At 70.9% G+C, this 19,659-nt stretch carries 19 protein-coding genes and 1 tRNA gene; 12 read left to right on the top strand and 8 right to left on the bottom strand.

The window, feature by feature from the left end; all coding sequences use genetic code 11:
- Position 1: 1 nt before the first annotated feature.
- Together ML342_RS07990 and ML342_RS07995 are read left to right on the top strand one after the other, a co-directional pair.
- Positions 2–823, top strand: coding sequence for an HvfB family MNIO-type RiPP peptide maturase (locus tag ML342_RS07990; protein ID WP_240126515.1), 822 nt, complete (start codon positions 2–4; stop codon positions 821–823).
- Positions 820–1,566, top strand: a complete 747-nt coding sequence (locus ML342_RS07995; RefSeq protein ID WP_240126516.1) for an HvfC family RiPP maturation protein — start codon at positions 820–822, stop codon at positions 1,564–1,566. Before ML342_RS07990 ends, ML342_RS07995 begins: the two co-directional genes overlap by 4 nt.
- Positions 1,567–1,720: 154 nt before the next feature.
- Here the strand turns inward: ML342_RS07995 and ML342_RS08000 are convergent, their stop codons facing one another.
- Genes ML342_RS08000 through ML342_RS08010 form a run of 3 tightly spaced genes read right to left on the bottom strand, consistent with a single transcriptional unit; the run spans position 1,721 to position 3,810 of the window.
- Positions 1,721–2,512, bottom strand: coding sequence for a sulfite exporter TauE/SafE family protein (locus tag ML342_RS08000; protein WP_240126517.1), 792 nt, complete (start codon positions 2,510–2,512; stop codon positions 1,721–1,723).
- Between the two features lie 5 nt (positions 2,513–2,517).
- Complete coding sequence (locus ML342_RS08005; protein WP_240126518.1) at positions 2,518–2,877, bottom strand: protein tyrosine phosphatase family protein; 360 nt, start codon at positions 2,875–2,877, stop codon at positions 2,518–2,520.
- 39 nt (positions 2,878–2,916) lie between these two features.
- A complete protein-coding gene (locus tag ML342_RS08010) occupies positions 2,917–3,810 on the bottom strand; it encodes an MBL fold metallo-hydrolase (RefSeq protein WP_240126519.1) in 894 nt (297 codons plus the stop codon).
- Between the two features lie 133 nt (positions 3,811–3,943).
- On the opposite strand from ML342_RS08010, the gene ML342_RS08015 reads away from it, so the two are divergent.
- Both ML342_RS08015 and rnt read left to right on the top strand, forming a co-directional pair.
- Positions 3,944–4,879 carry a hydrogen peroxide-inducible genes activator gene (locus ML342_RS08015; protein WP_240126520.1) on the top strand — a complete coding sequence of 312 codons (936 nt, stop codon included), beginning with the start codon at positions 3,944–3,946 and terminating at the stop codon, positions 4,877–4,879.
- A 34-nt stretch (positions 4,880–4,913) separates the two neighbouring features.
- Positions 4,914–5,597: a ribonuclease T gene (rnt, locus tag ML342_RS08020; RefSeq protein WP_240126521.1), complete on the top strand. Its 684-nt coding sequence runs from the start codon at positions 4,914–4,916 to the stop codon at positions 5,595–5,597.
- A 13-nt stretch (positions 5,598–5,610) separates the two neighbouring features.
- On the opposite strand, the gene ML342_RS08025 is transcribed toward rnt, so the two are convergent.
- The 3 genes from ML342_RS08025 to rnr all read right to left on the bottom strand — a co-directional run bounded on the left by ML342_RS08025 (position 5,611) and on the right by rnr (position 9,173).
- A complete protein-coding gene (locus ML342_RS08025) occupies positions 5,611–5,874 on the bottom strand; it encodes a CBU_0592 family membrane protein (protein ID WP_240126522.1) in 264 nt (87 codons plus the stop codon).
- Positions 5,875–5,893: 19 nt separating this feature from the next.
- Positions 5,894–6,640: a 23S rRNA (guanosine(2251)-2'-O)-methyltransferase RlmB gene (rlmB, locus tag ML342_RS08030; RefSeq protein ID WP_240126523.1), complete on the bottom strand. Its 747-nt coding sequence runs from the start codon at positions 6,638–6,640 to the stop codon at positions 5,894–5,896.
- Positions 6,641–6,785: 145 nt separating this feature from the next.
- Positions 6,786–9,173, bottom strand: coding sequence for a ribonuclease R (gene rnr, locus ML342_RS08035; protein ID WP_439655184.1), 2,388 nt, complete (start codon positions 9,171–9,173; stop codon positions 6,786–6,788).
- Between the two features lie 99 nt (positions 9,174–9,272).
- On the opposite strand from rnr, the gene ML342_RS08040 reads away from it, so the two are divergent.
- Positions 9,273–9,357, top strand: a tRNA-Leu gene (locus tag ML342_RS08040).
- 116 nt (positions 9,358–9,473) lie between these two features.
- Here the strand turns inward: ML342_RS08040 and ML342_RS08045 are convergent.
- Both ML342_RS08045 and ubiH read right to left on the bottom strand, forming a co-directional pair.
- Positions 9,474–10,676, bottom strand: coding sequence for an FAD-dependent oxidoreductase (locus tag ML342_RS08045; protein ID WP_240126524.1), 1,203 nt, complete (start codon positions 10,674–10,676; stop codon positions 9,474–9,476).
- A complete protein-coding gene (ubiH, locus tag ML342_RS08050; protein ID WP_240126525.1) occupies positions 10,673–11,905 on the bottom strand; it encodes a 2-octaprenyl-6-methoxyphenyl hydroxylase in 1,233 nt (410 codons plus the stop codon). Before ubiH ends, ML342_RS08045 begins: the two co-directional genes overlap by 4 nt.
- A gap of 42 nt (positions 11,906–11,947) precedes the next feature.
- On the opposite strand from ubiH, the gene ML342_RS08055 reads away from it, so the two are divergent.
- From ML342_RS08055 to rsmA, 7 genes are all read left to right on the top strand, one after another.
- Positions 11,948–12,517, top strand: a complete 570-nt coding sequence (locus ML342_RS08055; RefSeq protein WP_240126526.1) for a DUF6580 family putative transport protein — start codon at positions 11,948–11,950, stop codon at positions 12,515–12,517.
- Positions 12,517–13,068, top strand: a complete 552-nt coding sequence (locus ML342_RS08060; protein WP_240126527.1) for a cob(I)yrinic acid a,c-diamide adenosyltransferase — start codon at positions 12,517–12,519, stop codon at positions 13,066–13,068. The genes ML342_RS08055 and ML342_RS08060 overlap by 1 nt, the downstream gene beginning before the upstream one ends.
- Before the next feature lie 15 nt (positions 13,069–13,083).
- The gene (locus ML342_RS08065; protein ID WP_240126641.1) at positions 13,084–13,995 is read left to right on the top strand and encodes a histone deacetylase family protein; all 912 of its coding nucleotides are present in this window, start codon (positions 13,084–13,086) and stop codon (positions 13,993–13,995) included.
- An 80-nt stretch (positions 13,996–14,075) separates the two neighbouring features.
- Positions 14,076–16,406, top strand: coding sequence for an LPS assembly protein LptD (lptD, locus tag ML342_RS08070; RefSeq protein ID WP_240126528.1), 2,331 nt, complete (start codon positions 14,076–14,078; stop codon positions 16,404–16,406).
- Complete coding sequence (locus tag ML342_RS08075) at positions 16,403–17,851, top strand: peptidylprolyl isomerase (RefSeq protein ID WP_240126529.1); 1,449 nt, start codon at positions 16,403–16,405, stop codon at positions 17,849–17,851. The genes lptD and ML342_RS08075 overlap by 4 nt, the downstream gene beginning before the upstream one ends.
- 7 nt (positions 17,852–17,858) lie before the next feature.
- Positions 17,859–18,833 carry a 4-hydroxythreonine-4-phosphate dehydrogenase PdxA gene (pdxA, locus tag ML342_RS08080; RefSeq protein WP_240126530.1) on the top strand — a complete coding sequence of 325 codons (975 nt, stop codon included), beginning with the start codon at positions 17,859–17,861 and terminating at the stop codon, positions 18,831–18,833.
- Positions 18,830–19,642 carry a 16S rRNA (adenine(1518)-N(6)/adenine(1519)-N(6))-dimethyltransferase RsmA gene (gene rsmA / locus ML342_RS08085; protein WP_240126531.1) on the top strand — a complete coding sequence of 271 codons (813 nt, stop codon included), beginning with the start codon at positions 18,830–18,832 and terminating at the stop codon, positions 19,640–19,642. The genes pdxA and rsmA overlap by 4 nt, the downstream gene beginning before the upstream one ends.
- Positions 19,643–19,659: the final 17 nt, after the last annotated feature.

Raw genomic sequence — 19,659 nt, forward strand, 5'->3', positions numbered from 1 at the left:
CATGTCCGCCACGCTGCCCGCGCATAGCGCCGGCCTCGGCCTGCGCCGCGCCCTGCTGGACGAACTGATCGAGGCGCCTGCGGGCGCCTTCGATTTCCTGGAATGCGCCCCCGACAACTGGATCGGCGTCGGCGGCGCGCTGGGCGAGCGGCTGGCCCGGCTTTCGGCGCGCCATCCGCTGAGCTGCCACGGCCTGTCGCTCTCGCTGGGCGGGCCGGATCCGCTGGATCTTGAACTGCTGCGCCAGACCCGCGCGTTCCTCGACCGCCATCGCGCGGTGCTCTACAGCGAACACCTGAGCTACTGCGCGGCCGGCGGCCACCTCTACGACCTGCTGCCGCTGCCCTTCACCGAGGAGGCGGTGCGCCACGTCGCCGCCCGCATCCGCCAGGCGCAGGACGTGCTCGGGCGCCGGATCGCGATCGAGAACGTGAGCACCTATGCGATTCCAGCCGCGGAGATGGACGAGGCGACGTTCGTGCGCGCGGTGCTGGAAGACGCCGACTGCGACCTGCTGCTGGACGTGAACAACGTGTACGTGAACGCGGCCAATCACGGCTTCGATGCGCACGCCTACATCGCCGCGATGCCTGCGGCGCGCATCGTCGCGTATCACGTCGCTGGGCACTACGACGAACCCGACGGCCTGAAGATCGACACCCACGGCACAGCCGTGAAGGACGCCGTGTGGGAACTGCTCGGCTTCGCCTATGCCACCCACGGCGTGCGCCCCACCCTGCTGGAGCGCGACTTCCATTTCCCGCCGCTGCCCGTGCTGCTGGACGAGGTGGCGCGGATCCGCGCGCTGCAGGCGGCGGCATGAGCGCGCTGCGCGACCAGCTGCACGCGCTGGCGGCGCACGTGCGCGACCCGGCGTTCCACCCTGGCCCGCCCGGGATCCCCGAGCGCCGGCTGCGGGTGTACCGCGAGCTGGTGTTCAACAACCTCGGCGGCCTGCTGGCCGGCACCTTCCCGGTGATCCGCAGGACGCTGGGCGACGATGCGTGGCGGGACCTGCTGCGGCGCTTCCTCGCCACCCATCGCAGCCAGACGCCGCTGTTCACCCGTCTCGGGCTGGAGTTCGTCGCCTTCCTCGCGCACATCGACGACCCGGCGCGGCCATGGCTGGCGGAACTGGCCGACTACGAGTGGGCCGAACTCGGCCTGCAACTGAGCCAAGCCGCCGCGCCCGCGACCGATGCGATGGCCGACCTGCTCGACGGCCGCCCGGCGCTGTCGCCGCTGGCGTGGCCGCGCGCCTACCGCTGGCCGGTGCATCGCATCGGGCCCGATTTCCAGCCCGGCGCTCCACCGCCGCAGCCGACGCTGCTGCTGCTGCGCCGCGACGCCGGCGGGCGCGTGCACTTCTCGCAGCTGTCGCCGCTGCTGTACCGGCTGCTGGAACTGGCGGACGGCAATACCGACCGCAGCGGCCGCGCGCTGCTGCTGCAGCTCGCCGCGGAAGCCGGCCACGCCGACATCGCCGCCTTCCAGCAGGAGGCCCTGCCGATGCTGGCGCGGCTGCAGCAGGAAGGCGTGCTGTACTGGCATCCGCAGGTGACCTGAGACGCGCCACTTCGCGCGCAAGTTGGGAAACTGTAAAGAGATGCGCGAAAAGGAGAAGGCGCCCTGCACTATTCCCGCAGTGCGGTGAGTACCTCATGCGGCGGATGCAAAAAGCCACCCGCACCGGCATCGGAATCGGCATCCTCCTGATGGGTCAACCCGCGAGCCGCAGCGCGCTGCCGCTGCGGTAGAGGATGTAGGCGGCGACCACGAACACGACCCCGGCGAAGATCCGCGTCAGGGTGTTGCGCTGGCTGGCCAGGCGCAGCGAGAGCCGGGTGCCGGCCATCCCGCCGAGCAGGCCGCCGGCGATGAACAGCCCGGCCACCGGCCAGTTCACCATCCCGGACAGCGCGTAGTTGAGCGCGGTGGCCAGGCCAAAGGTGCCCACCGCCAGCAGCGAGGAGCCGACCGCGTTGGCCATCGACATCCCGGTGGCCCAGATCAGCGCCGGCACGATCAGAAAGCCGCCGCCGATCCCGAAGAACCCGGAGGCGCCGCCAGCCAACAGCGCCGCCACCCCGGTGCGCAGGCAGTGGCGCAGGTTGGTGATCGGGTGCGCGGCGCCGCGCTCGCGCCGTGGGCGCAGCATGGCGACGCCGACCGCGACCATGATCAGGCCGAACAGGAACAGCAGCCTCTGCCCGTCCATCGCCTTGCCCAGGGTGGAACCGAGCAGCGCGCCGACGGTGCCGACCAGCGCGAACACGATCGCGCAGGCCCAGCACACGTTGCGTCGCCGCGCGTGCCCGGCGAAGTTGAGGTAGGCATTGGCCGACACCGCCAGCGCGCCGGTGCCGATCGCCACGTGCGGCTGCGCGATCCCGACCACGTACAGCAGCAGCGGGGTGGCGAGGATCGAACCGCCACCGCCGATCAGGCCGAGCACGAACCCGACCGCGGCGCCGGAGCCGAGCGCGGACAGCGTCTGCCAGAGCTCCAGCATGTTGCTCAGTCTGGCAGCTGCCGCGCCATCTGGTAGGCCAGCGCGCAACGGTTGCCGGAGGCGCAGTAGGCCAGCACCTTGCCCGGCGCCTGCGCCAGCACCTGCTTGAGCTGCGCCGCCTGGGCCGGGGTCACCGCGCCGGACTGGGCCGGGATGTAGTGGGTCTGCAGGCCGTGCTTTTTCGCCTCGGCTTCGACCGCGGCCCAGGCGGGCTGGCCGAACGCCTCGCCGTCCGGGCGCATGCATACCAGGGTGCGATAGCCGGCGGCGGCGATCGCGGCGACCTCGCGCGGATCGAGCTGCGGGCTGACGTGGTACGTGGGGGTGATGGGGGTGATGGGGGTGATGGGGGTGATGGCAGGCATGGGGGATTCTCCTTGCTGGAATGGGAGGGCAAATGCGACTTACAGCGCGTTCAAAGGCAGTTTGAGGAAGTGGCGGCCGTCGCCATCCGGCGGCGGCAGGTGGCCGGCGCGCATGTTCACCTGCAAGGAAGGCAGGATCAGGCGCGGCATGCCGAGGGTGGCATCGCGCGCCTGGCGCATCGCCACGAAGGCGTCTTCATCGCTGCCATCGGCGACATGGATGTTGGACTGGCGCTCCTCGGCCACGCTGGTCTGCCAGCGGATCTCGCGCCCGTTCGGGCCGTAGTCGTGGCACATGAACAGGCGCGTCTGCGGCGGCAGCGCCAGGATGCGCCGCGCCGAGCGGTACAGCGTGCGCGCATCCCCGCCGGGAAAATCGGCGCGCGCGGTGCCGGCATCCGGCATGAACAGGGTATCGCCGACGAACGCGGCATCGCCCACCACGTGGGTCATGCACGCCGGGGTATGCCCGGGCGTGTGCAGGGCGAAGGCCTCCAGCGTGCCGATGGCGTAGCGCTCGCCATCGGCGAACAGGTGGTCGAACTGGCTGCCGTCGCGGCGGAACTCGGTGCCTTCGTTGAACACCTTGCCGAAGGTGCGCTGCACCTCCACGATCTTCTCGCCGATCCCGATCCTGCCGCCCAGCTGCTGCTGCAGCCAGGGCGCGGCGGACAGGTGGTCGGCGTGGACGTGGGTTTCGATCAGCCACTCGACCTGCAAGCCCTGCGCGCGCACGTGGTCCACGATCCGCTGCGCCGAGGCGTACGTGATCCGGCCGGCGGCGGGATCGAAGTCCAGCACCGGGTCGATGATCGCGCAGGCCGTGCTGGCGGGATCGCGCACCACGTAGCTGATGGTGTTGGTGGCGGGGTCGAAGAACGCCGTCACCTCGGGGTGGGCGGACGACGGCGCTGGAACCGGGGGGATGTCCATATGCGGCGCTCCTGCATGGCAGTGCTGGCACTGTAGGGCGCCGGCTTCCGCGAGGGAAACGAATTTTTCCGCACGCTGTGATCGAGTGATTCGATAGCATCATCCGGCCCGCTCCCGACCGCTGCCGCCCGCCATGCCTGCCCTGCCCAATCTGCGCCACCTGCGCTATCTGGTCGCGCTGCACGATCACCTGAACTTCAGCCGCGCCGCGGAGGCCTGCTTCGTCACCCAGTCCACCCTGAGCGCCGGCATCCGCGAGCTGGAAGCGCAGCTCGGTGCGGCCGTGGCCGAGCGCAACCGGCGCACGGTCGTCATCACCCCGCTCGGGCACCGGCTGGTGGCGCAGGCGCGCACGCTGCTGCGCGAAGCCGAGGCGCTGATGGCGATGGCCGCCGAGGACGGCAATCCGATGGCGGGCCTGCTGGAGCTGGGCGTACTGCCGACCATCGGCCCGTTCCTGCTGCCGCGCCTGATTCCCGCGCTGGGCCAGGCCTTCCCGCAGCTGCGCCTGACCCTGCGCGAGGATCACAGCGGCAACCTGCTCGACCAGCTCGCGCAGGGCCGGCTCGACCTGGTGCTGATGGCCTTTCCGTACGACACCCCGGGGATGGAAACCTTCCCGCTGTTCGCGGATGCCTACCGCTTCGTCGGCCCCGCCCGGGATGCGTCGGCGTCGCCGCCCGGCGGCCGCGTTCCGCTGGCCGCGCAGCTCGAAGGCCGCCATCTGCTGCTGCTGGAGCACGACCACTGCCTGCACGGCCAGGCCATGCCGGCGCTGCAGCAGGCCGCCGACGGCGGCCGGATCAACTTCGCCTCGACCAGCCTGCATACCCTGGTGGCGATGGTGGCAGCCGGCATGGGCGCGACCTTCCTGCCGGACCTGGCGATCACCGGCGGCATCCTGCGCGGGCTTCCGGTGGTGGTGCAGCCGCTGGACGTGGCCGAGGGCCAGCGCACGATCGGGCTGTGCTGGCGACGCCACGCGGCGCGGCGCGAGACTTTTCTCGCGCTCGGCGGGTTCCTGCGCACCTGGGCGGCACGGGCGATCCAGCCCTGGACGCCGGACTGACCGCCACGCAACGCCCCTCTGCTAGGCTTTGCCGATGACGGACCTGATGGATGCCCGCGCGGATACGCCCGCCTTCGCGCCGATGGCGCAGCGTTTCCGCGGCTACCTGCCGGTGGTAGTGGACGTGGAGACCGGCGGCTTCGACTGCCAGCGCCACGCGCTGCTGGAAATCGCGGCGGTGCCGATCGAACTGGATGCCGCCGGTCGCTACGTGCCGGGCGAGGTCGCGCATGCGCATATCGCCCCCGCGCCCGGCACCGAGATCGACCCGAAATCGCTGGAGGTGACCGGCATCAAGATCGGCCACCCGCTGCGCGGCGAGCTGCCCGAGCGCGAAGGGCTGGATGCGGTGTTCATCCCGGTCCGCGCCGCGGTGAAGCGACACGGCTGCCAGCGCGCGATCCTGGTCGGCCACAACGCGCATTTCGATCTCGGCTTCCTCAACGCGGCGGTGGCGCGGGTGCAGCACAAGCGCAATCCGTTCCATCCGTTCAGCGTGTTCGACACCGTGACCCTGGCCGGCCTGGCCTACGGGCAGACCGTGCTGGCGCGCGCGGCGATGGCCGCGGGCCTGGGCTGGGACCCGAAGGAAGCGCATTCGGCGGTGTACGACGCGCTGCAGACCGCGCGCCTGTTCTGCGCGATCGCCAACGCCTGGCCGCTGCCGACCGCGGGCAACGCAGGCGCCGCGGCGGAGCCCGCGGACGGGGCCGCCTGAACGCAGCCTTTGCTCAGGCGCCGCCGTCCTTGCGCGCGCCGCCGAGGGTGCGCGCAATGCCGTACACGCTGATCGCGACCCAGGTCGCTTCCAGCAGGAACACCGAGATGTTGAAGCTGCCCCACAGCGAGGCCAGCACCCCGGCCGCGCCCAGCAGGTTCATCAGCTGGTAGGGCAGGCGGTTGCCATGCAGGCGCCCGGCCTGCAGCAGGAAATACGAGAGCACGATCAACCCCGTGCCGGCCAGCCCCACCCAGTCGTACCAATGCAGGTTCATCCGCGTCTCCTGGCGCCGCTCACGCCAGCCGCTGGCGCACGGCCTCGAACAGCGCAACGCCGCTGGCCACCGACACGTTCAGGCTTTCGAAGCCGCCCGGCATCGGGATCCTCACCAGGCCATCGCAGTGCTCGCGGGTCAGCCGGCGCAGCCCCTCTCCCTCGCTGCCCAGGACCAGCGCCACGTTGCCGGTGAGATCGAGGGCATACAGCGAGGCGTCCGCCTCGCCGGCCAGCCCGTAGATCCACACCCCGGCCTTCTGCAGCTCGCGCAGGGTGCGCGAGAGATTGGTGACGCTGAAGATCGGCAGCGTGTCCGCCGCGCCGGCGGAGGTCTTGCGCACGGTGGCGTTGACCTGCACCGCCTTGTCCTTGGGCAGGATGACCGCGGTCGCGCCCGCCGCGGCGGCGCTGCGCAGGCAGGCGCCGAGGTTGTGCGGATCCTGCACGCCGTCCAGCACCAGCAGCAGCGCCTTGCCTGCGGCCGCCTCGACCAAGGCCGGCAGTTCATGCTCGTCCCAGGTCCTGGCCGCGGCGTAGCGCGCGGCCGCGCCCTGGTGGCGGACGCCGCCGGCCACGCCGTCCAGCGCCTGCTGGGCGACCCGGCGCACGGGGATGTCCTTGCGATGCGCCTGCTGTTCGATCTGCCCGATGCGCGGGTTTTTGACGCCGGCTTCCAGCAGCACTTCGCGCACGTGTTCGGCGTCGTGCTCCAGCGCCGAGGCGACCGCGTTGATGCCGACGATCCATTGGGCTTGCTTGCTCATGCGCGCATTGTGCCGCGCCGCGAGGGCATTCACACATTTTGTGCCCCAGCGCGCCGCGCGCCTTGCGCCCCATCGCGCGGGCGGCTGGCGGTCGGCCGGCCTCCCGGCACGCCGCGCGCACGCGGCCGTGGGGGATGCTGGCGCCTCAGTACGCCTGCTTCTGCCGCTTCGCCGGCTTGCCGCGTTCCGGCACCGGCGGCAGGCCCGCATCCTCTTCGGCCAGGCGGAAGTCGATTTTGCGCTCCTCCACGCTGGCCTTGAGCACCACGATGCGCACCCGGTCGCCGAGGCGGAACTCGCGCCCGCGGCGTTCGCCGGTGAGCGTCTTGCGCACCGCGTCGAAATGGTAGAAGTCGCGCGGCAGCTGGGTGACGTGGATCAGGCCGTTGACCTTGGACTCGTCCAGCTCCACGAACAGGCCGAAGCTGGTGACGCCGCTGATGGTGCCGTCGAACTCCTTGCCGACATGGCGCTCCATCCACGCCGCGCGGTAGCGCTCGTCCACCTCGCGCTGGGCTTCGTCGGCGCGGCGCGAGCGCTCCGAGCACTGCAGCGCCAGCGCCGCCATGTCATGCGGCGAGTAGTCGTAGCTCTCCGGCGCGCCGCCGCGCAGCGCGTGCTTGATCGCGCGGTGCACCAGCAGATCGGCATAGCGCCGGATCGGCGAGGTGAAATGGGCGTAGGCCTCCAGCGCCAGTCCGAAATGGCCGATGTTGTCCGGCGCGTACACCGCCAGCGCCTGGCTGCGCAGGATCACCGATTCCAGCAGCGCCGCCTCCGGACGCTCGCGCACCTTCTCCAGCAGGTGGCGGAAGTCCTTCGGCCGCACCTTGCCCCATGGCGGCAGGCGCAGCTGGAACTCCTTCAAAAACTCCTCGAGCTCGGCATATTTCGATTCCGGCGGCTTGTCGTGGTTGCGGAACGGCGCCGGCACGCCGCAGGCCAGCAGGAACTTCGCCGCCTCCACGTTGGCCGCGATCATGCATTCTTCGATCAGCTTGTGGGCATCGTTGCGCTGGAGCATGCCCGCCTGCGTCACCACGCCCTGCGCGTCCAGCACGAAGCGCACCTCGCCGGTCTCGAACTCGATCGCGCCGCGCCTGGCGCGGGCCTTTTCCAGCACCTTGAACAGCCGGTGCAGGTTGCGCACCTGCGGCAGCAGCGGGCCGATCTTGGCCAGCGCGGCGGCGCGGTCGTCCTCGGGGATGCCCTCGCCTACCGCGTTCCACACGTCGCTGTAGGTCAGGCGTGCGTGCGAGTGCATCACCGCCTCGTGGAAGCTGGAGCGGGCGACCACGCCATCGCGGCCGATCTCCATCGCGCACACGAAGCACAGCCGGTCCACCTGCGGGTTGAGCGAGCAGATGCCGTTGCTCAGGGTTTCCGGCAGCATCGGCACCACGTACCCGGGGAAGTACACCGAGGTGGCGCGCGTCTGCGCCTCCGCGTCCAGCGGGGTGCCGGGGCGCACGTAATGCGAGACATCGGCGATGGCGACGATCAGGCGGAATCCGTCGCGGGTGGGCTCGCACCAGACCGCATCGTCGAAGTCCTTGGCGTCCTCGCCGTCGATCGTCACCAGCGGCACCGCGCGCAGGTCCATGCGCCCGCCGATGTCGCCCGGGGTCACCTCCAGCGGCACCGCGGTGGCCTGCGCCAGCACCTCGGGCGGAAACTCGTGCGGGATGTCGTGGCCGTGGATCGCCGCTTCCACCGCCTGCGACGCGGTGAGCCGGTCGCCCAGCACCACCAGCACGCGTCCGATCGGCGGGCGGTGCGCCTCCGGCGGCTGCACGATCTCGGCCACCACCAGCTGGCCCGGGCGCGCGCCGTTGCGCGCGTCCTGCGGGATCAGCAGATTGCGCTGGATGCGCTGGTCGTCCGGCACCACGTAAGCGATGCCCAGCTCCTCGGTGTAGCGCCCCAAGAGGCGGGTCAGCCGGCGCTCGAGCACCTCGACGATGGTCGCCTCGCCGCGGCCGCGGCGATCCACCCCGGTGATGCTGACCAGCACGCGATCGCCATGGGTGACCTTGCGCATCTCGTACGGCGGCAGGAACAGGTCATCGCCGCCCTTCTCCGGACGCAGGAAGCCGAAACCGTCGGGGTTGGCGATCACCGTCCCCGGAATCAACTCGGCCTGTGCCGCCGGCACATAGCCGCCGCGCCGGTTCTGCAGCAGCTGGCCGTCGCGCAGCATCGCGGCCAGCCGCTTCTGCAGCGCCTCGAAGCGATCCGGCGCCTGCAGCCCGAGCGCGCGCGCCAGCTCGGCGTCATCCATCGGGCCGTCGTGCGCGGCCAGCACCTGCAGGATCATCTCGCGGCTGGCGATCGGCTGCGCGTAGCGCTGCGCCTCACGCTGGGCATGCGGATCGACGGCCGGAACCGCAGCACGCCGACCCGGCGGCGGCTCCGGCATCCACGGCGGCCGCGAATCCGGCTTGCGCCGCTGGCCGGTTTTTGAGGAAGTGCCCGACGCCTTGCCGGGGGCCTTGCCGCGGCCACCGCCGCGCGTGCTCGAAGAGTTCGTCATCCCGCCATGGTACAGGCAGGCAGGTGAAGCGCCGCCATGGCGCGAAAATACCTGTTGACAGCCCTCCTGCATCTCCGGAAAATGCGCGCCTCACCACCGGCCCAGGTGGCGGAATTGGTAGACGCACTAGTTTCAGGTACTAGCGGGTAAAACCGTGGAGGTTCGAGTCCTCTCCTGGGCACCAAATGACGCATGAAAAACCCGCGCAAGCGGGTTTTTTCGTATCCGCCGATCCAGCGCCAATGGCGACCGGCCTGGATTGATCTGTACGCGGCCAGCGCCAGATCGGACGCGCACCCCTCAGATGCCGGCGGCGTGCCGCCACAGCGCGCGCATCAATGGCGGCATGCGCCCGGCCAGGCCCAGGGCATGGCCGCGCAGCAGGGTGGGCAGCAGCGCATCGTTGCTGAACACCCGGTTGATCGCTTCGAACGCATAGGCGCCGAGTGCGTTCTCGCTGCGGCGGTTGCGCGCCCAGCGCGCCAGCCGTGCCGGCGCGGCGATGTCCATGCCCTGCGCCTGCGCCGCGCGCACCAGCGCAAGCAGCGCGGCCACGTCGCGCAGGCCGTGGTTCACGCCCTGCCCGGCCAGCGGATGCATGACGTGCGCGGCATCGCCCACCAGCAGCACCCGCCCGGCGACCTGGGTCTCCGCCAGCTGGCGCCGCAGCGGGAACGCGGCACGCTGTGACTGCAGGGCGAAGTCGCCCAGCTCGCCGCCGAACGCGACGGACAGGGCGCGTTCGAACTCGGCAGGCGGTGCCTGCAGCAGGCGCTGCGCCTCGGCCTCGGGCAAGGTCCACACGATCGAGCCGAGATGCCCGGTCAATGCGGGATCGCCATCCGCGGCGAACGGCAGCAGCGCGACCGGGCCGGTGGGCAGAAAGCGCTGCCAGCAGGTGTCGCGGTGCGGCGCGCCGCTGGCCACGAACGCCACCAGCCCGCGCTGGTGGTAGTCGTGCTGCGGGGCCGCGATCCCGGCCAGCTGGCGCAAGGCCGACTGCCCGCCGTCGGCCGCGATCGCCAGGTGCGCCTCCAGCTGCAGGCCATCGTCCAGGCGCAGGCGCACGCCGTCGTCCAGTGGTTCCAGCCCCTCCACCCGCGCCGGGCAGTGCAGGCGCACGCCGGCCGCCAGCAGCGCCTGCCACAGCGCCTCCACCAGCACGGCGTTCTCCACGATCCAGCCCAGCTGCGGCTGCCCCAGCGCGTCGGCATCGAATACCAGCGGATCGCCACCCGCGGCGTCCCACACCCGCATGCCGCGATAGGGCTGCGCGCGGGCTGCGCAAACTTTCTCCCACACTCCCAGGCCACGCAGCAGCTCCGCATTGTCCGGAGCGAAGGCATACACCCGCAGGTCGCGCGCCTGGCGCTGCCACGGCGCGGTCGGGCGCGCCTCCACCAGCGCCACCTGCAGACCCGCGCGCGCCAGCGCCAGCGCCGCCGTCGCGCCCACCACGCCGCCGCCGGCGACGACCGCATCCAGCGTCCCGCGCCGGCTCATGCGGCACGTCCCCGACACAGTGCCGGCACGTCGCCGCGATAGCCCATCGCGCCGCCGACCAGCCAGCCCTGCAGCCAGCCCATCGCATCGCTGGCGACCAGGCCAGCGCTGCGCAGCGGGCGCAGCAGCGGGGTGTTGCTGGCGGTCAGCCGCGCCAGTCCGTCGGAGAACGCCAGGGTGCGCGCGCGGTCCTCGCCGCGCCGTTCGGCATGCCGCTGCAGCACCGCGTCGGCGCCGGGATCGCCACCGCCGGCGGCGATGCATTCGGCCAGAGTGAGCGCATCGCGCAGGCCGAGGTTGAAGCCCTGCGCACCGATCGGATGGATCGCCTGCGCCGCGTTGCCGACCAGCACCGCGCGCGGCGCGATGAGCGCATCGGCCACGCAGCGCTGGATCGGATAGGCGCTGCGCGGCCCGACCGCGAGGAAACGCCCGGCACGCCAGCCGAAGCACTCCTGCACGCGGGCGAGGAAGGCGGCATCGTCGAGTGCGGCCACGACGTCGGCCTGCGCACGCGGCACGCCGTGGATCAGCCCGTAGTGGCCGTCGCCGCGCGGCAGCAGGGCGGTCGGGCCGTGGTCGGTCAGGCGCTCGTAGGCCGTACCGTCGGGCGCGCGCTGGGTGCGCAGGCGGGCCACGAACAGGGTCTGGTCGTAATCGTGCTGGCGGGCGCCGATGCCGAGCGCCGCGCGCACCCCGCTCTGCGCGCCGTCGGCGGCGACCAGCAGCCGCGCGGTGAGGACGCGCTCGCCACCAGGCTCCGCGACGCGGATCCGCCGCAGGCCGGAATCACCCTCCTCCAACCCGAGGAAGCGCGCCGGGCGATAGCGGGTCAGGCGGCGCAGCTGCAGCAGCCGCGCCTCCAGCGCCTCGCCGAAATCGCGCGCCACCACCACCCGCCCGAACACCTCGCGGCCATGCTCGCGCGCATCCAGCAGCACCCGCCCGAAATCACCGGCCCGGCTGACGTGGATGCGCCGGATCGGCCCGCTGGGCGCGCGCAGCAGGGGCAGCACGCCCAGCGCCTGCAGCGCGTTGAGGGTGGCCTCGGCCAGACTGAGGTTGCGCTGGTCGAACACCGGCGGCAACGCGCCGACGGGGGCGGCCTCGACCAGACCGACGTCCAGTCCCTGCGCGTCGAGCGCGATGGCGAGGCTGGCGCCGACCAGACCGCCGCCGATGATCAGGACGTCGTGTGCGGGGTCTTGGATGGGGGCATCGGAGGACATTGCGCTATGCTAACGGCTTCACCGCTGCACCGCCTGTCCGCCATGAATCGCGCTGCATCCCTGATCTCCGCCGGGCCCCTGACCCTGGCCCTCCTCATCTTCGCCGCTGCGCTGAGCCGGGTGCTGCCGCATCCGCCGAACTTCTCGCCGGTGGAAGCGGTGGCGCTGTTCGGCGGCGCCTATTTCGCCCGCCGCGGCTGGGCGCTGGCGGTGCCGCTGCTGGCGATGTTCGCCTCCGACCTGGTACTGGGCCTGGTCAACGGCGGCATCTACTGGCGCTACTTCGCCAGCGCCGGCTACCTGCTGGTGTATGCCTGCATCGCGCTGTCCACCGTGCTTGGCTTCGGCCTGCGCGGCAAGGTCGGGGCCGGGCGCGTGCTGGCCTATTCGCTGGCCGGCGCGCTGCTGTTCTTCGTGCTGACCAATGCCGGCGTGTGGGCGTTCGGCACCCTGTACCCGCACACCGCAAGCGGCCTGCTGGCGGCTTACATCGCCGGGATTCCGTTCTTCCAGTGGAGCGTGCTCGGCACCCTGGTCTACTCCGCGCTGCTGTTCGGCGGCTTCGAACTGCTGCGCCGGCAGCTGCCGGCCCTGCGCGCGCAGACGGCCTGATGGGCAACCGCCTCAGCAAGATCTACACCCGCACCGGTGACGACGGCAGCACCGGCCTCGGCGACGGCTCGCGGGTGGGCAAGGACTCCCTGCGGGTGGAAGCCTACGGCACGGTCGACGAAGCCAACTCCTGCATCGGCCTGCTGCTGGCGGCCGACCTGCCGGACGCCGTGCGCGACCTGCTGACACGCATCCAGCACCAGCTGTTCGATCTCGGCGGCGAGCTGTGCATTCCCGGCCACGCCGCCATTTTCGACGCCGACATCGCCTCGCTGGAAGCCGAGCTCGACCGCTTCAATGCCGATCTGCCGCCACTGCGCGAGTTCATCTTGCCTGGCGGCGGCGAGGCGGCGGCACGCTGCCACGTGGCGCGCACGGTGGTGCGCCGCGCCGAGCGCGCCACCGTGGCGCTGGCGCGGCAGGAGCAGGTGCGCGCGCAGGCCATCCGCTACCTGAACCGGCTGTCGGACCTGCTGTTCGTACTGGCGCGGGTGCTGGCGCGCGCGGCCGGCCATGGCGACGTGCTGTGGCAGCACGAACGCCGCAAGTGACGCCACGCGCGCATGCTGCAAGCCTTCACCCACGCCGCCTGCCTTGCGCACGACACCGGCCCCGGCCATGCCGAGCGCCCCGAGCGCCTGCGCGCGGTATTGGAGGCGCTGGAGCGCGCGCACCCCGACCTCGATTGGCAGCAGGCCCCGCGCGCCAGCCGCGGCCAGCTGCTGCGCGTGCACGAGGAACCCCTGCTCCATGCGGTGCTGGACAGCCATCCGCATGAACGGGTGATGCTGGACCCCGACACCGTGCTCTCGCCCGCCTCTGCCGAAGCCGCGCTGCGCGCGGCGGGCGCCGGGGTGGCGGCGGTCGATGCCGTGCTGTCCGGCCGCACCCGCCGCGCCTTCTGCGCGGTGCGCCCGCCCGGCCATCACGCCACCGCCAGCACGGCGATGGGCTTTTGCCTGTTCAACAACGTCGCGGTCGCGGCGCGTCATGCGCTCGATGCGCACGGCCTGGAGCGGGTCGCCATCGCCGATTTCGACGTGCACCACGGCAATGGCACCCAGGCGATCTTCGCAAACGATGCGCGGGTGCGCTTCGTCAGCTCGCACCAGTGGCCACTGTATCCGGACACCGGCGCGCACAACGAAACCGGCTGCGGCAACATCTTCAATGTCCCGCTGCCGCCAGGCACTGGAGGCGCCGCATTTCTGGCGGCCTGGGAGGATGAGCTCTTACCGTTCCTAGATGCGTTCCGGCCGCAGCTTTTGCTGATCTCGGCGGGCTTCGACGGCCATCGCCGCGACCCGCTGGCCGGCCTGCAGCTGGACGCCGAGGACTACGCCCGCCTGACCGCGCATCTGGTCGCGCTGGCCGACCGCCACTGTGGTGGCCGGGTGGTCTCGCTGCTGGAAGGCGGCTATGACCTGCAGGCGCTGGCGGAATCCTGCGTGGCGCACGTGGACGCGCTGCGATCCTGAACACCCACAGCCCATGGGGTTTGCCGCTTCCGGCCGCTTCCGGCAAGCTTGAGCTTGACTTCCCCACGCTTGGATCGTTCGTGCGCCTGCTCCCGCGCCTGCTGCCGCTTCCGCTCTGCGTCGTCGCCGCGCTCTCCGCACGGGCGGGCGAACGCCCCATCCCGCACAACTGGGCGCTGTGCCCGGTGGAGGATGCGGTGCCGGCCTTCGCGGATTTCCAGCGCGCGCCGGAAGGGATCGACATCGCCCCCTTGCAGGCAGGCGATCGGGCCGACGGCCAGCGCCTTCCCATCGATATCGAAGGCGACCACCTGGGCGGCACGGATGCCAATCCGGTGTTCCAGGGCAATGTGACCATGCGCCACGGCAGCCAGTTCATGGGCGCCGACCAGCTCACCTTCGACAAAGCCGAGGGCCGCTACAAGGCCGAAGGCAGCGTGCGCTTCCAGGCCAACGGCCTGCGCCTGCGCGCGGCGCGCGCGGAAGGCGACCAGAACTCCAACACCCACACCATGCAGGATTTGCAGTACCAGCTGCTGTCGCGGCGCGGCAACGGCAAGGCCGACAGCCTGAATCTGGCCGGCCAGGAAGGCAGCCTGCGCGGCGCCACCTATTCCACCTGCCCGCCGCAGGCGCGGCACTGGGAACTGGAGGCCAGCCGGATCGACATCGACAACCAGACCGGCTGGGCGCGCGCCTATGGCGCCCGCCTGCAGGTCGGCCATGTGCCGGTGCTGTATTTCCCCTTCTTCATGTTCCCCACCGACGAACGCCGCCGCAGCGGTCTGCTGTTGCCGTCGATTTCCAACTCCGGCCGCAACGGACTGGACTGGACCCAGCCGGTGTACCTGAACCTGGCACCGAACTACGACGCCACCTTGAGCCCGCGCATCATGACCGCGCGCGGCGCGCTGCTGGGCGGGCAGTTCCGCTATCTGCAGGAGGCCGGATTCGGCACCGTGAACGCCTGGTGGATGCCGCGCGACCGCCTGCGCGACCGCGAGCGCGGCAGTTTCGACTTCAAAGGCACCCACAACGTTTCCGCGCACTGGCAGGCGCGCGCCGATCTCGCCTGGATCAGCGATCCGCGCTATCTGGAAGACTTCAGCAGCAGCCTGGACGGGCTGGCGCGCGCCAACCTCTACAGCAGCTTGGGGCTGTACGGGATCGGACACGGCTGGACCGCCGGGGTGACCGCCGATCACTGGCAGCTGGCCGACTACACCCTCACCCGCGGCGTGCTGCCCTACGACCGTCTGCCGCGCGCCTTCCTGCACTGGCAGCGCGACACCGGAATGCTGCTGGCCTACGGCGTGGACGCCGAAGCCGTGCGTTTCCAGCATCCGGTGTACGCGGCCGGCGCGCGTTTCGATGCCAAGCCCTGGATCAGCGCGCCGCTGGCAGGCGATGCCTGGTTCGTGCGCCCCACCCTGGCCTGGCGTTACACCAGCTACGCGCTGGATCCGGCGCTGGCACAGACGCTGGGCAGCGGCAAGACTCCGTCGCGCGCGCAGTCCATCTTCAGTCTCGATGCGGGGCTGTTCTTCGACCGTGAGGTCCGGGTCAAGGGCCACGACTATCTGCAGAGCATCGAGCCGCGCCTGTTCTATCTGAACGTGCCCTACGTCGATCAGTCCGGGATGCCGGTGTTCGACACCCAGCCGCTGACCTTCACCTGGCAGCAGCTGTTCCGCGACAACCGCTATACCGGCGGCGACCGCCAGGCCGACGCCAACCAGCTCACGCTGGCGGTCAGCACCCGCATGATCCGCCAGTCCGATGGCTTCCAGCGGTTCGAAGCCAGCATCGGCCAGATCCGCTACTTCCGCGAGTCGCTGGTGCGTCTGCCGGGCGAGCCGATCACCGAGAAAGGCAACTCCGCCTGGGTGGTGGACACCAGCTATGCCCCCACCGACCGCTGGACCATCGGCGCATCCTACCAGCGCGATCCCAAGTTCAAGCGCACCGACCTCGCCAGCCTGCGCGCGCGCTACCTGTTCCCGGACGACGGGATCGTGAACATCAACTACCGCTACCGCCGCGCGCAGCTGGAGCAGGTGGACTTCTCCTTCCTGTACCCGATCAACCCCAGCTGGAGCGTGGTCGGCCGCGAGTACTACTCGCTGCGCGACCGCAAGACCCTGGAAGGCGTGGCCGGGGTGCAGTGGGACAGCTGTTGTGTCGCGGTGCGGCTCGTAGCCCGCCGCTACGTGCAGAATCGGGCCGGCCAGCTGGGCAACACCCTGATGTTCGAGATCGAGCTGAAGGGGCTGGGCTCCGCCGGCCAGGACATCCAAACCACCTTGCGCCGTTCCATCCTCGGCTACAATCGCGACGACCTCTACCTGGTGCCGCCGCAGACTGCCACGGGCCAGCCTTCCAAGCCCGCCCCCGCGAACACCACTCCATGACGCCTACCGTTTCCCTGCGCCTTTCCCGTCTCATCGCCGTTCTGCTGCTGTCCGCCCTGTCGATCGGACGCGTGGGCGCGCAGCAGACCGATGCGCCGCTGCAGCCAGTCGAGCGGATCGCCGCCGTCGTGAATGACGATGTGATCCTGCGCAGCGAGCTGGATCGCGCGATCGCCAACATCCGTGCCCAGTACCAGGGGCGCGAGGATCAGCTTCCACCGGACAACGTGCTCGAACGCCAGGTGCTGGAACGCCTGATCCTGATGCGGTTGCAGCTGGCGCGCGCCGCCGATGCGGGCATCACCGCCACCGATTCGGACATCGAGCGCGCGGTGCAGAGCATCGCCCAGCAAAACGGCCTGAGCCTGGACCAGCTGCGCGAACGCATCGCCCAGGACGGCATGAGCTTCGCCGACTTCCGCAACAACCTGCGCGATGAAATCGTGATCCAGAAGTTGCGCCAGAGCTTTGCCCAGGGCCGCATCAACGTCAGCGAGGCGGAAGTGGACGCCGCCATGGCCACCGCCGCCGCGACCGCCACCCAGCAATACCATCTGGCCCACATCCTGGTGGCCACCCCGGAGGCCGCCAGCCCCGAGCAGATCGCCACCGCGCAGAAGAAGATCGAGGGCGTGAAGGCCCTGATCGACAAAGGCGAGATGAGCTTCTCCGCCGCCGCCGTGCGCTATTCCGACAGCCCGAACGCGTTGGAGGGCGGCGATCTCGGCTGGCGCAGCCTGAACGAGATTCCGCCCGCGTTCGCCGCCGCCATCCAGCAGATGCACGACGGCGAGATCCTCGGCCCGATCCGCGGCCCCAGTGGCTTCCAGCTGCTGCAGCTGATAGGCACCCGCACCCAGGCGCCGGGCAGCGGCGACAAGGTGACCCAGTTCTCCGCACGCCAGATCCTGATCAAGGTCGATGACAAAACCAGCGATGCCGCGGCCAAGGCCAAGGCCGACGCGCTGGCGGCGAAACTGGCCGGCGGCGCCGATTTCGCCAAGCTGGCCAGCGAAAACTCCGACGACGCCACCACCCGCCGTCGCGGCGGCGACCTCGGCTGGTTCACCGCCGATACCTATGGCACCACCTTCGGCCTGCAGGTGGCTGCGCTGGCGGATGGCCAGACCTCGGCGCCGTTCAAGACCGATGCCGGCTGGGTGATCGTGCAGCGCATCGGCAGTCGCGAGATCGCCGCCGGCGACGAAAACCTGCGCGCGCAGATCCGCGAGACCATCGGCCGCCGCAAGCTGGAAGACGAGTGGAACCGCTTCCTGCGCGAAATGCGCGGCGAGGCCTATGTGGACGTGCGCGACGCGCAGGGCCATTCCACCGCGCCGGCATTGCCGGAGACGCCAAAGGAAAAACGCAAGGCATCCTCGAGCCGCGAGGTGCAAGAGGCGAGCGCCGCCGGCACCTTCATGCCCGGCAGCGGCACTCCCTGAGGGCGCGATGCGCCCGCGGCTGGCCCTGATCCCCGGCGAACCGGCTGGCGTCGGCCCCGAGCTCGTGGTCCGCGCCGCCCAGCGCGACTGGGGCGCGGAGCTCGTGGTCTATGGCGATGCCGCCACCTTACAGCGCGCGGCGGCCATGCTCGACCTGCCGCTGCATCTGCACCCCGCAGGCAGCCCACCGCCGCGGCCCGACAGCCTGGCGCTGGTGGACATCCCGCATGCGTGCGTCCCGGCCTGGGGGCGACCGGATCCCGCCAATGCCGGCAGCGTGGTCGCCGCGCTCAGCCGCGCCGCGCGGGACTGCCTGGCCGGCACCCTGCACGGCATGGTCACCGGCCCAGTACACAAGGCGGTCATCAACCAGGCCGGAATCGCGTTTACCGGCACCACCGGGCTGCTGGCGGAACTGACTGGCTGCGAAGTGGTGATGATGCTGGCCAACCCGGCGATGCGGGTGGCCCTGCAGACGGTGCACCTGCCGCTGCGGGCGGTGCCCGACGCGATCACCCCGCAGACATTGGCGCGCACCCTGCGCATCCTCGACGGCGCGCTGCGCGTGCAGTTCGGCATCGCCAAGCCGATCATCGCGGTGCTGGGCCTGAACCCGCACGCAGGCGAGGACGGCCACCTCGGCCGCGAAGAGCTGGACGTCATCATCCCCGTGCTGGAGGCGCTGCGCGGCGAGGGCCTGTACCTGCTCGGCCCGCTGCCGGCGGACACCGCCTTCCTGCCGGAAAAACTGCGCGGCGTGGATGCGGTACTGGCGATGTACCACGACCAGGGCCTGCCGGTGCTCAAGCACGCGGACTTCGCCCATGCGGTGAACATCACCCTCGGCCTGCCGTTCCCGCGGGTGGCCGTGGACCACGGCACCGCGTTCGACCTCGCCGGCACCGGCAAGGCCGATCCCTCCAGCCTGTTCGCCGCGATCACCACCTGCACGCGGCTGGTGCACCCGCGAGCGATGCCATGACCACCGGCTTCACCGAACCGGCCAAGAAGCACCTTGGCCAAAACTTCCTACACGAGAAAGGCGTGATCGCGAAGATCGTGCAGGCAATCGACCCGCAGCCAGGCGACGTGCTGGTGGAGATCGGCCCTGGCCAGGGCGCGCTGACCTTCCCGCTGCTGGATCGCCACGGCGAACTCACCGCGATCGAGTTCGACCGCGACCTGCACGCCCCGCTGCAGGCCGCATCGCGCGAGCACGGCATACTGCACCTGATCGCAGGCGACGTGCTGGACGTGGATTTCACCGCGCTGGCCGCGCGCCGCAGCGATGCCCGCGGGCAGATCCGGCTGATCGGCAACCTGCCCTACAACCTGTCCTCGCCGATCCTGTTCCACGCGCTGGACCACGCCGCCGCGATCCGCGACATGCACTTCATGCTGCAGAAGGAGGTGGTGGAGCGCATGGCCGCCGCCCCCGGCAGCAAGGTCTATGGGCGGCTTTCGGTGATGCTGCAGGCCTACTGCGCGGTGACGCCGCTGTTCACGGTACCGCCCGGCGCGTTCCGGCCCGCGCCGAAGGTGGACTCGGCGGTGGTGCGCCTGGTGCCGAAGCCGGCCGAGTGCATCGAGGTGGCGGATCGCGCGACGTTCGCGAACGTGGTCCGCGCGGCCTTCGGGCAGCGCCGCAAGACCCTGCGCAACGCGCTGCAGGGGGTGGCGACCCCAGAACGAATCAGCGCCGCCGGGCTGCGTGCGGACGCGCGCGCCGAGCAGGTCGCCGTCGCCGAGTTCGTGCGGCTGGCCAATCTCGTCGCCACCCACGGCCCCTGAGCGCACTGCGCCCCCGG

Source organism: Thermomonas alba, assembly GCF_022419205.1.
Taxonomy (GTDB): Bacteria; Pseudomonadota; Gammaproteobacteria; order Xanthomonadales; family Xanthomonadaceae; genus Thermomonas; species Thermomonas alba.

What these genes read in the sequence shown, in the direction of transcription:
- ML342_RS07990 (WP_240126515.1), top strand. Translation starts at nt 2, where the DNA reads ATGTCCGCCACGCTGCCCGCGCATAGCGCCGGCCTCGGCCTGCGCCGC.
- ML342_RS07995 (WP_240126516.1), top strand. Translation starts at nt 820, where the DNA reads ATGAGCGCGCTGCGCGACCAGCTGCACGCGCTGGCGGCGCACGTGCGC.
- ML342_RS08000 (WP_240126517.1), bottom strand. Translation starts at nt 2,512, where the DNA reads ATGCTGGAGCTCTGGCAGACGCTGTCCGCGCTCGGCTCCGGCGCCGCG.
- ML342_RS08005 (WP_240126518.1), bottom strand. Translation starts at nt 2,877, where the DNA reads ATGCCTGCCATCACCCCCATCACCCCCATCACCCCCATCACCCCCACG.
- ML342_RS08010 (WP_240126519.1), bottom strand. Translation starts at nt 3,810, where the DNA reads ATGGACATCCCCCCGGTTCCAGCGCCGTCGTCCGCCCACCCCGAGGTG.
- ML342_RS08015 (WP_240126520.1), top strand. Translation starts at nt 3,944, where the DNA reads ATGCCTGCCCTGCCCAATCTGCGCCACCTGCGCTATCTGGTCGCGCTG.
- rnt (WP_240126521.1), top strand. Translation starts at nt 4,914, where the DNA reads ATGACGGACCTGATGGATGCCCGCGCGGATACGCCCGCCTTCGCGCCG.
- ML342_RS08025 (WP_240126522.1), bottom strand. Translation starts at nt 5,874, where the DNA reads ATGAACCTGCATTGGTACGACTGGGTGGGGCTGGCCGGCACGGGGTTG.
- rlmB (WP_240126523.1), bottom strand. Translation starts at nt 6,640, where the DNA reads ATGAGCAAGCAAGCCCAATGGATCGTCGGCATCAACGCGGTCGCCTCG.
- rnr (WP_439655184.1), bottom strand. Translation starts at nt 9,173, where the DNA reads ATGACGAACTCTTCGAGCACGCGCGGCGGTGGCCGCGGCAAGGCCCCC.
- ML342_RS08045 (WP_240126524.1), bottom strand. Translation starts at nt 10,676, where the DNA reads ATGAGCCGGCGCGGGACGCTGGATGCGGTCGTCGCCGGCGGCGGCGTG.
- ubiH (WP_240126525.1), bottom strand. Translation starts at nt 11,905, where the DNA reads ATGTCCTCCGATGCCCCCATCCAAGACCCCGCACACGACGTCCTGATC.
- ML342_RS08055 (WP_240126526.1), top strand. Translation starts at nt 11,948, where the DNA reads ATGAATCGCGCTGCATCCCTGATCTCCGCCGGGCCCCTGACCCTGGCC.
- ML342_RS08060 (WP_240126527.1), top strand. Translation starts at nt 12,517, where the DNA reads ATGGGCAACCGCCTCAGCAAGATCTACACCCGCACCGGTGACGACGGC.
- ML342_RS08075 (WP_240126529.1), top strand. Translation starts at nt 16,403, where the DNA reads ATGACGCCTACCGTTTCCCTGCGCCTTTCCCGTCTCATCGCCGTTCTG.
- pdxA (WP_240126530.1), top strand. Translation starts at nt 17,859, where the DNA reads ATGCGCCCGCGGCTGGCCCTGATCCCCGGCGAACCGGCTGGCGTCGGC.
- rsmA (WP_240126531.1), top strand. Translation starts at nt 18,830, where the DNA reads ATGACCACCGGCTTCACCGAACCGGCCAAGAAGCACCTTGGCCAAAAC.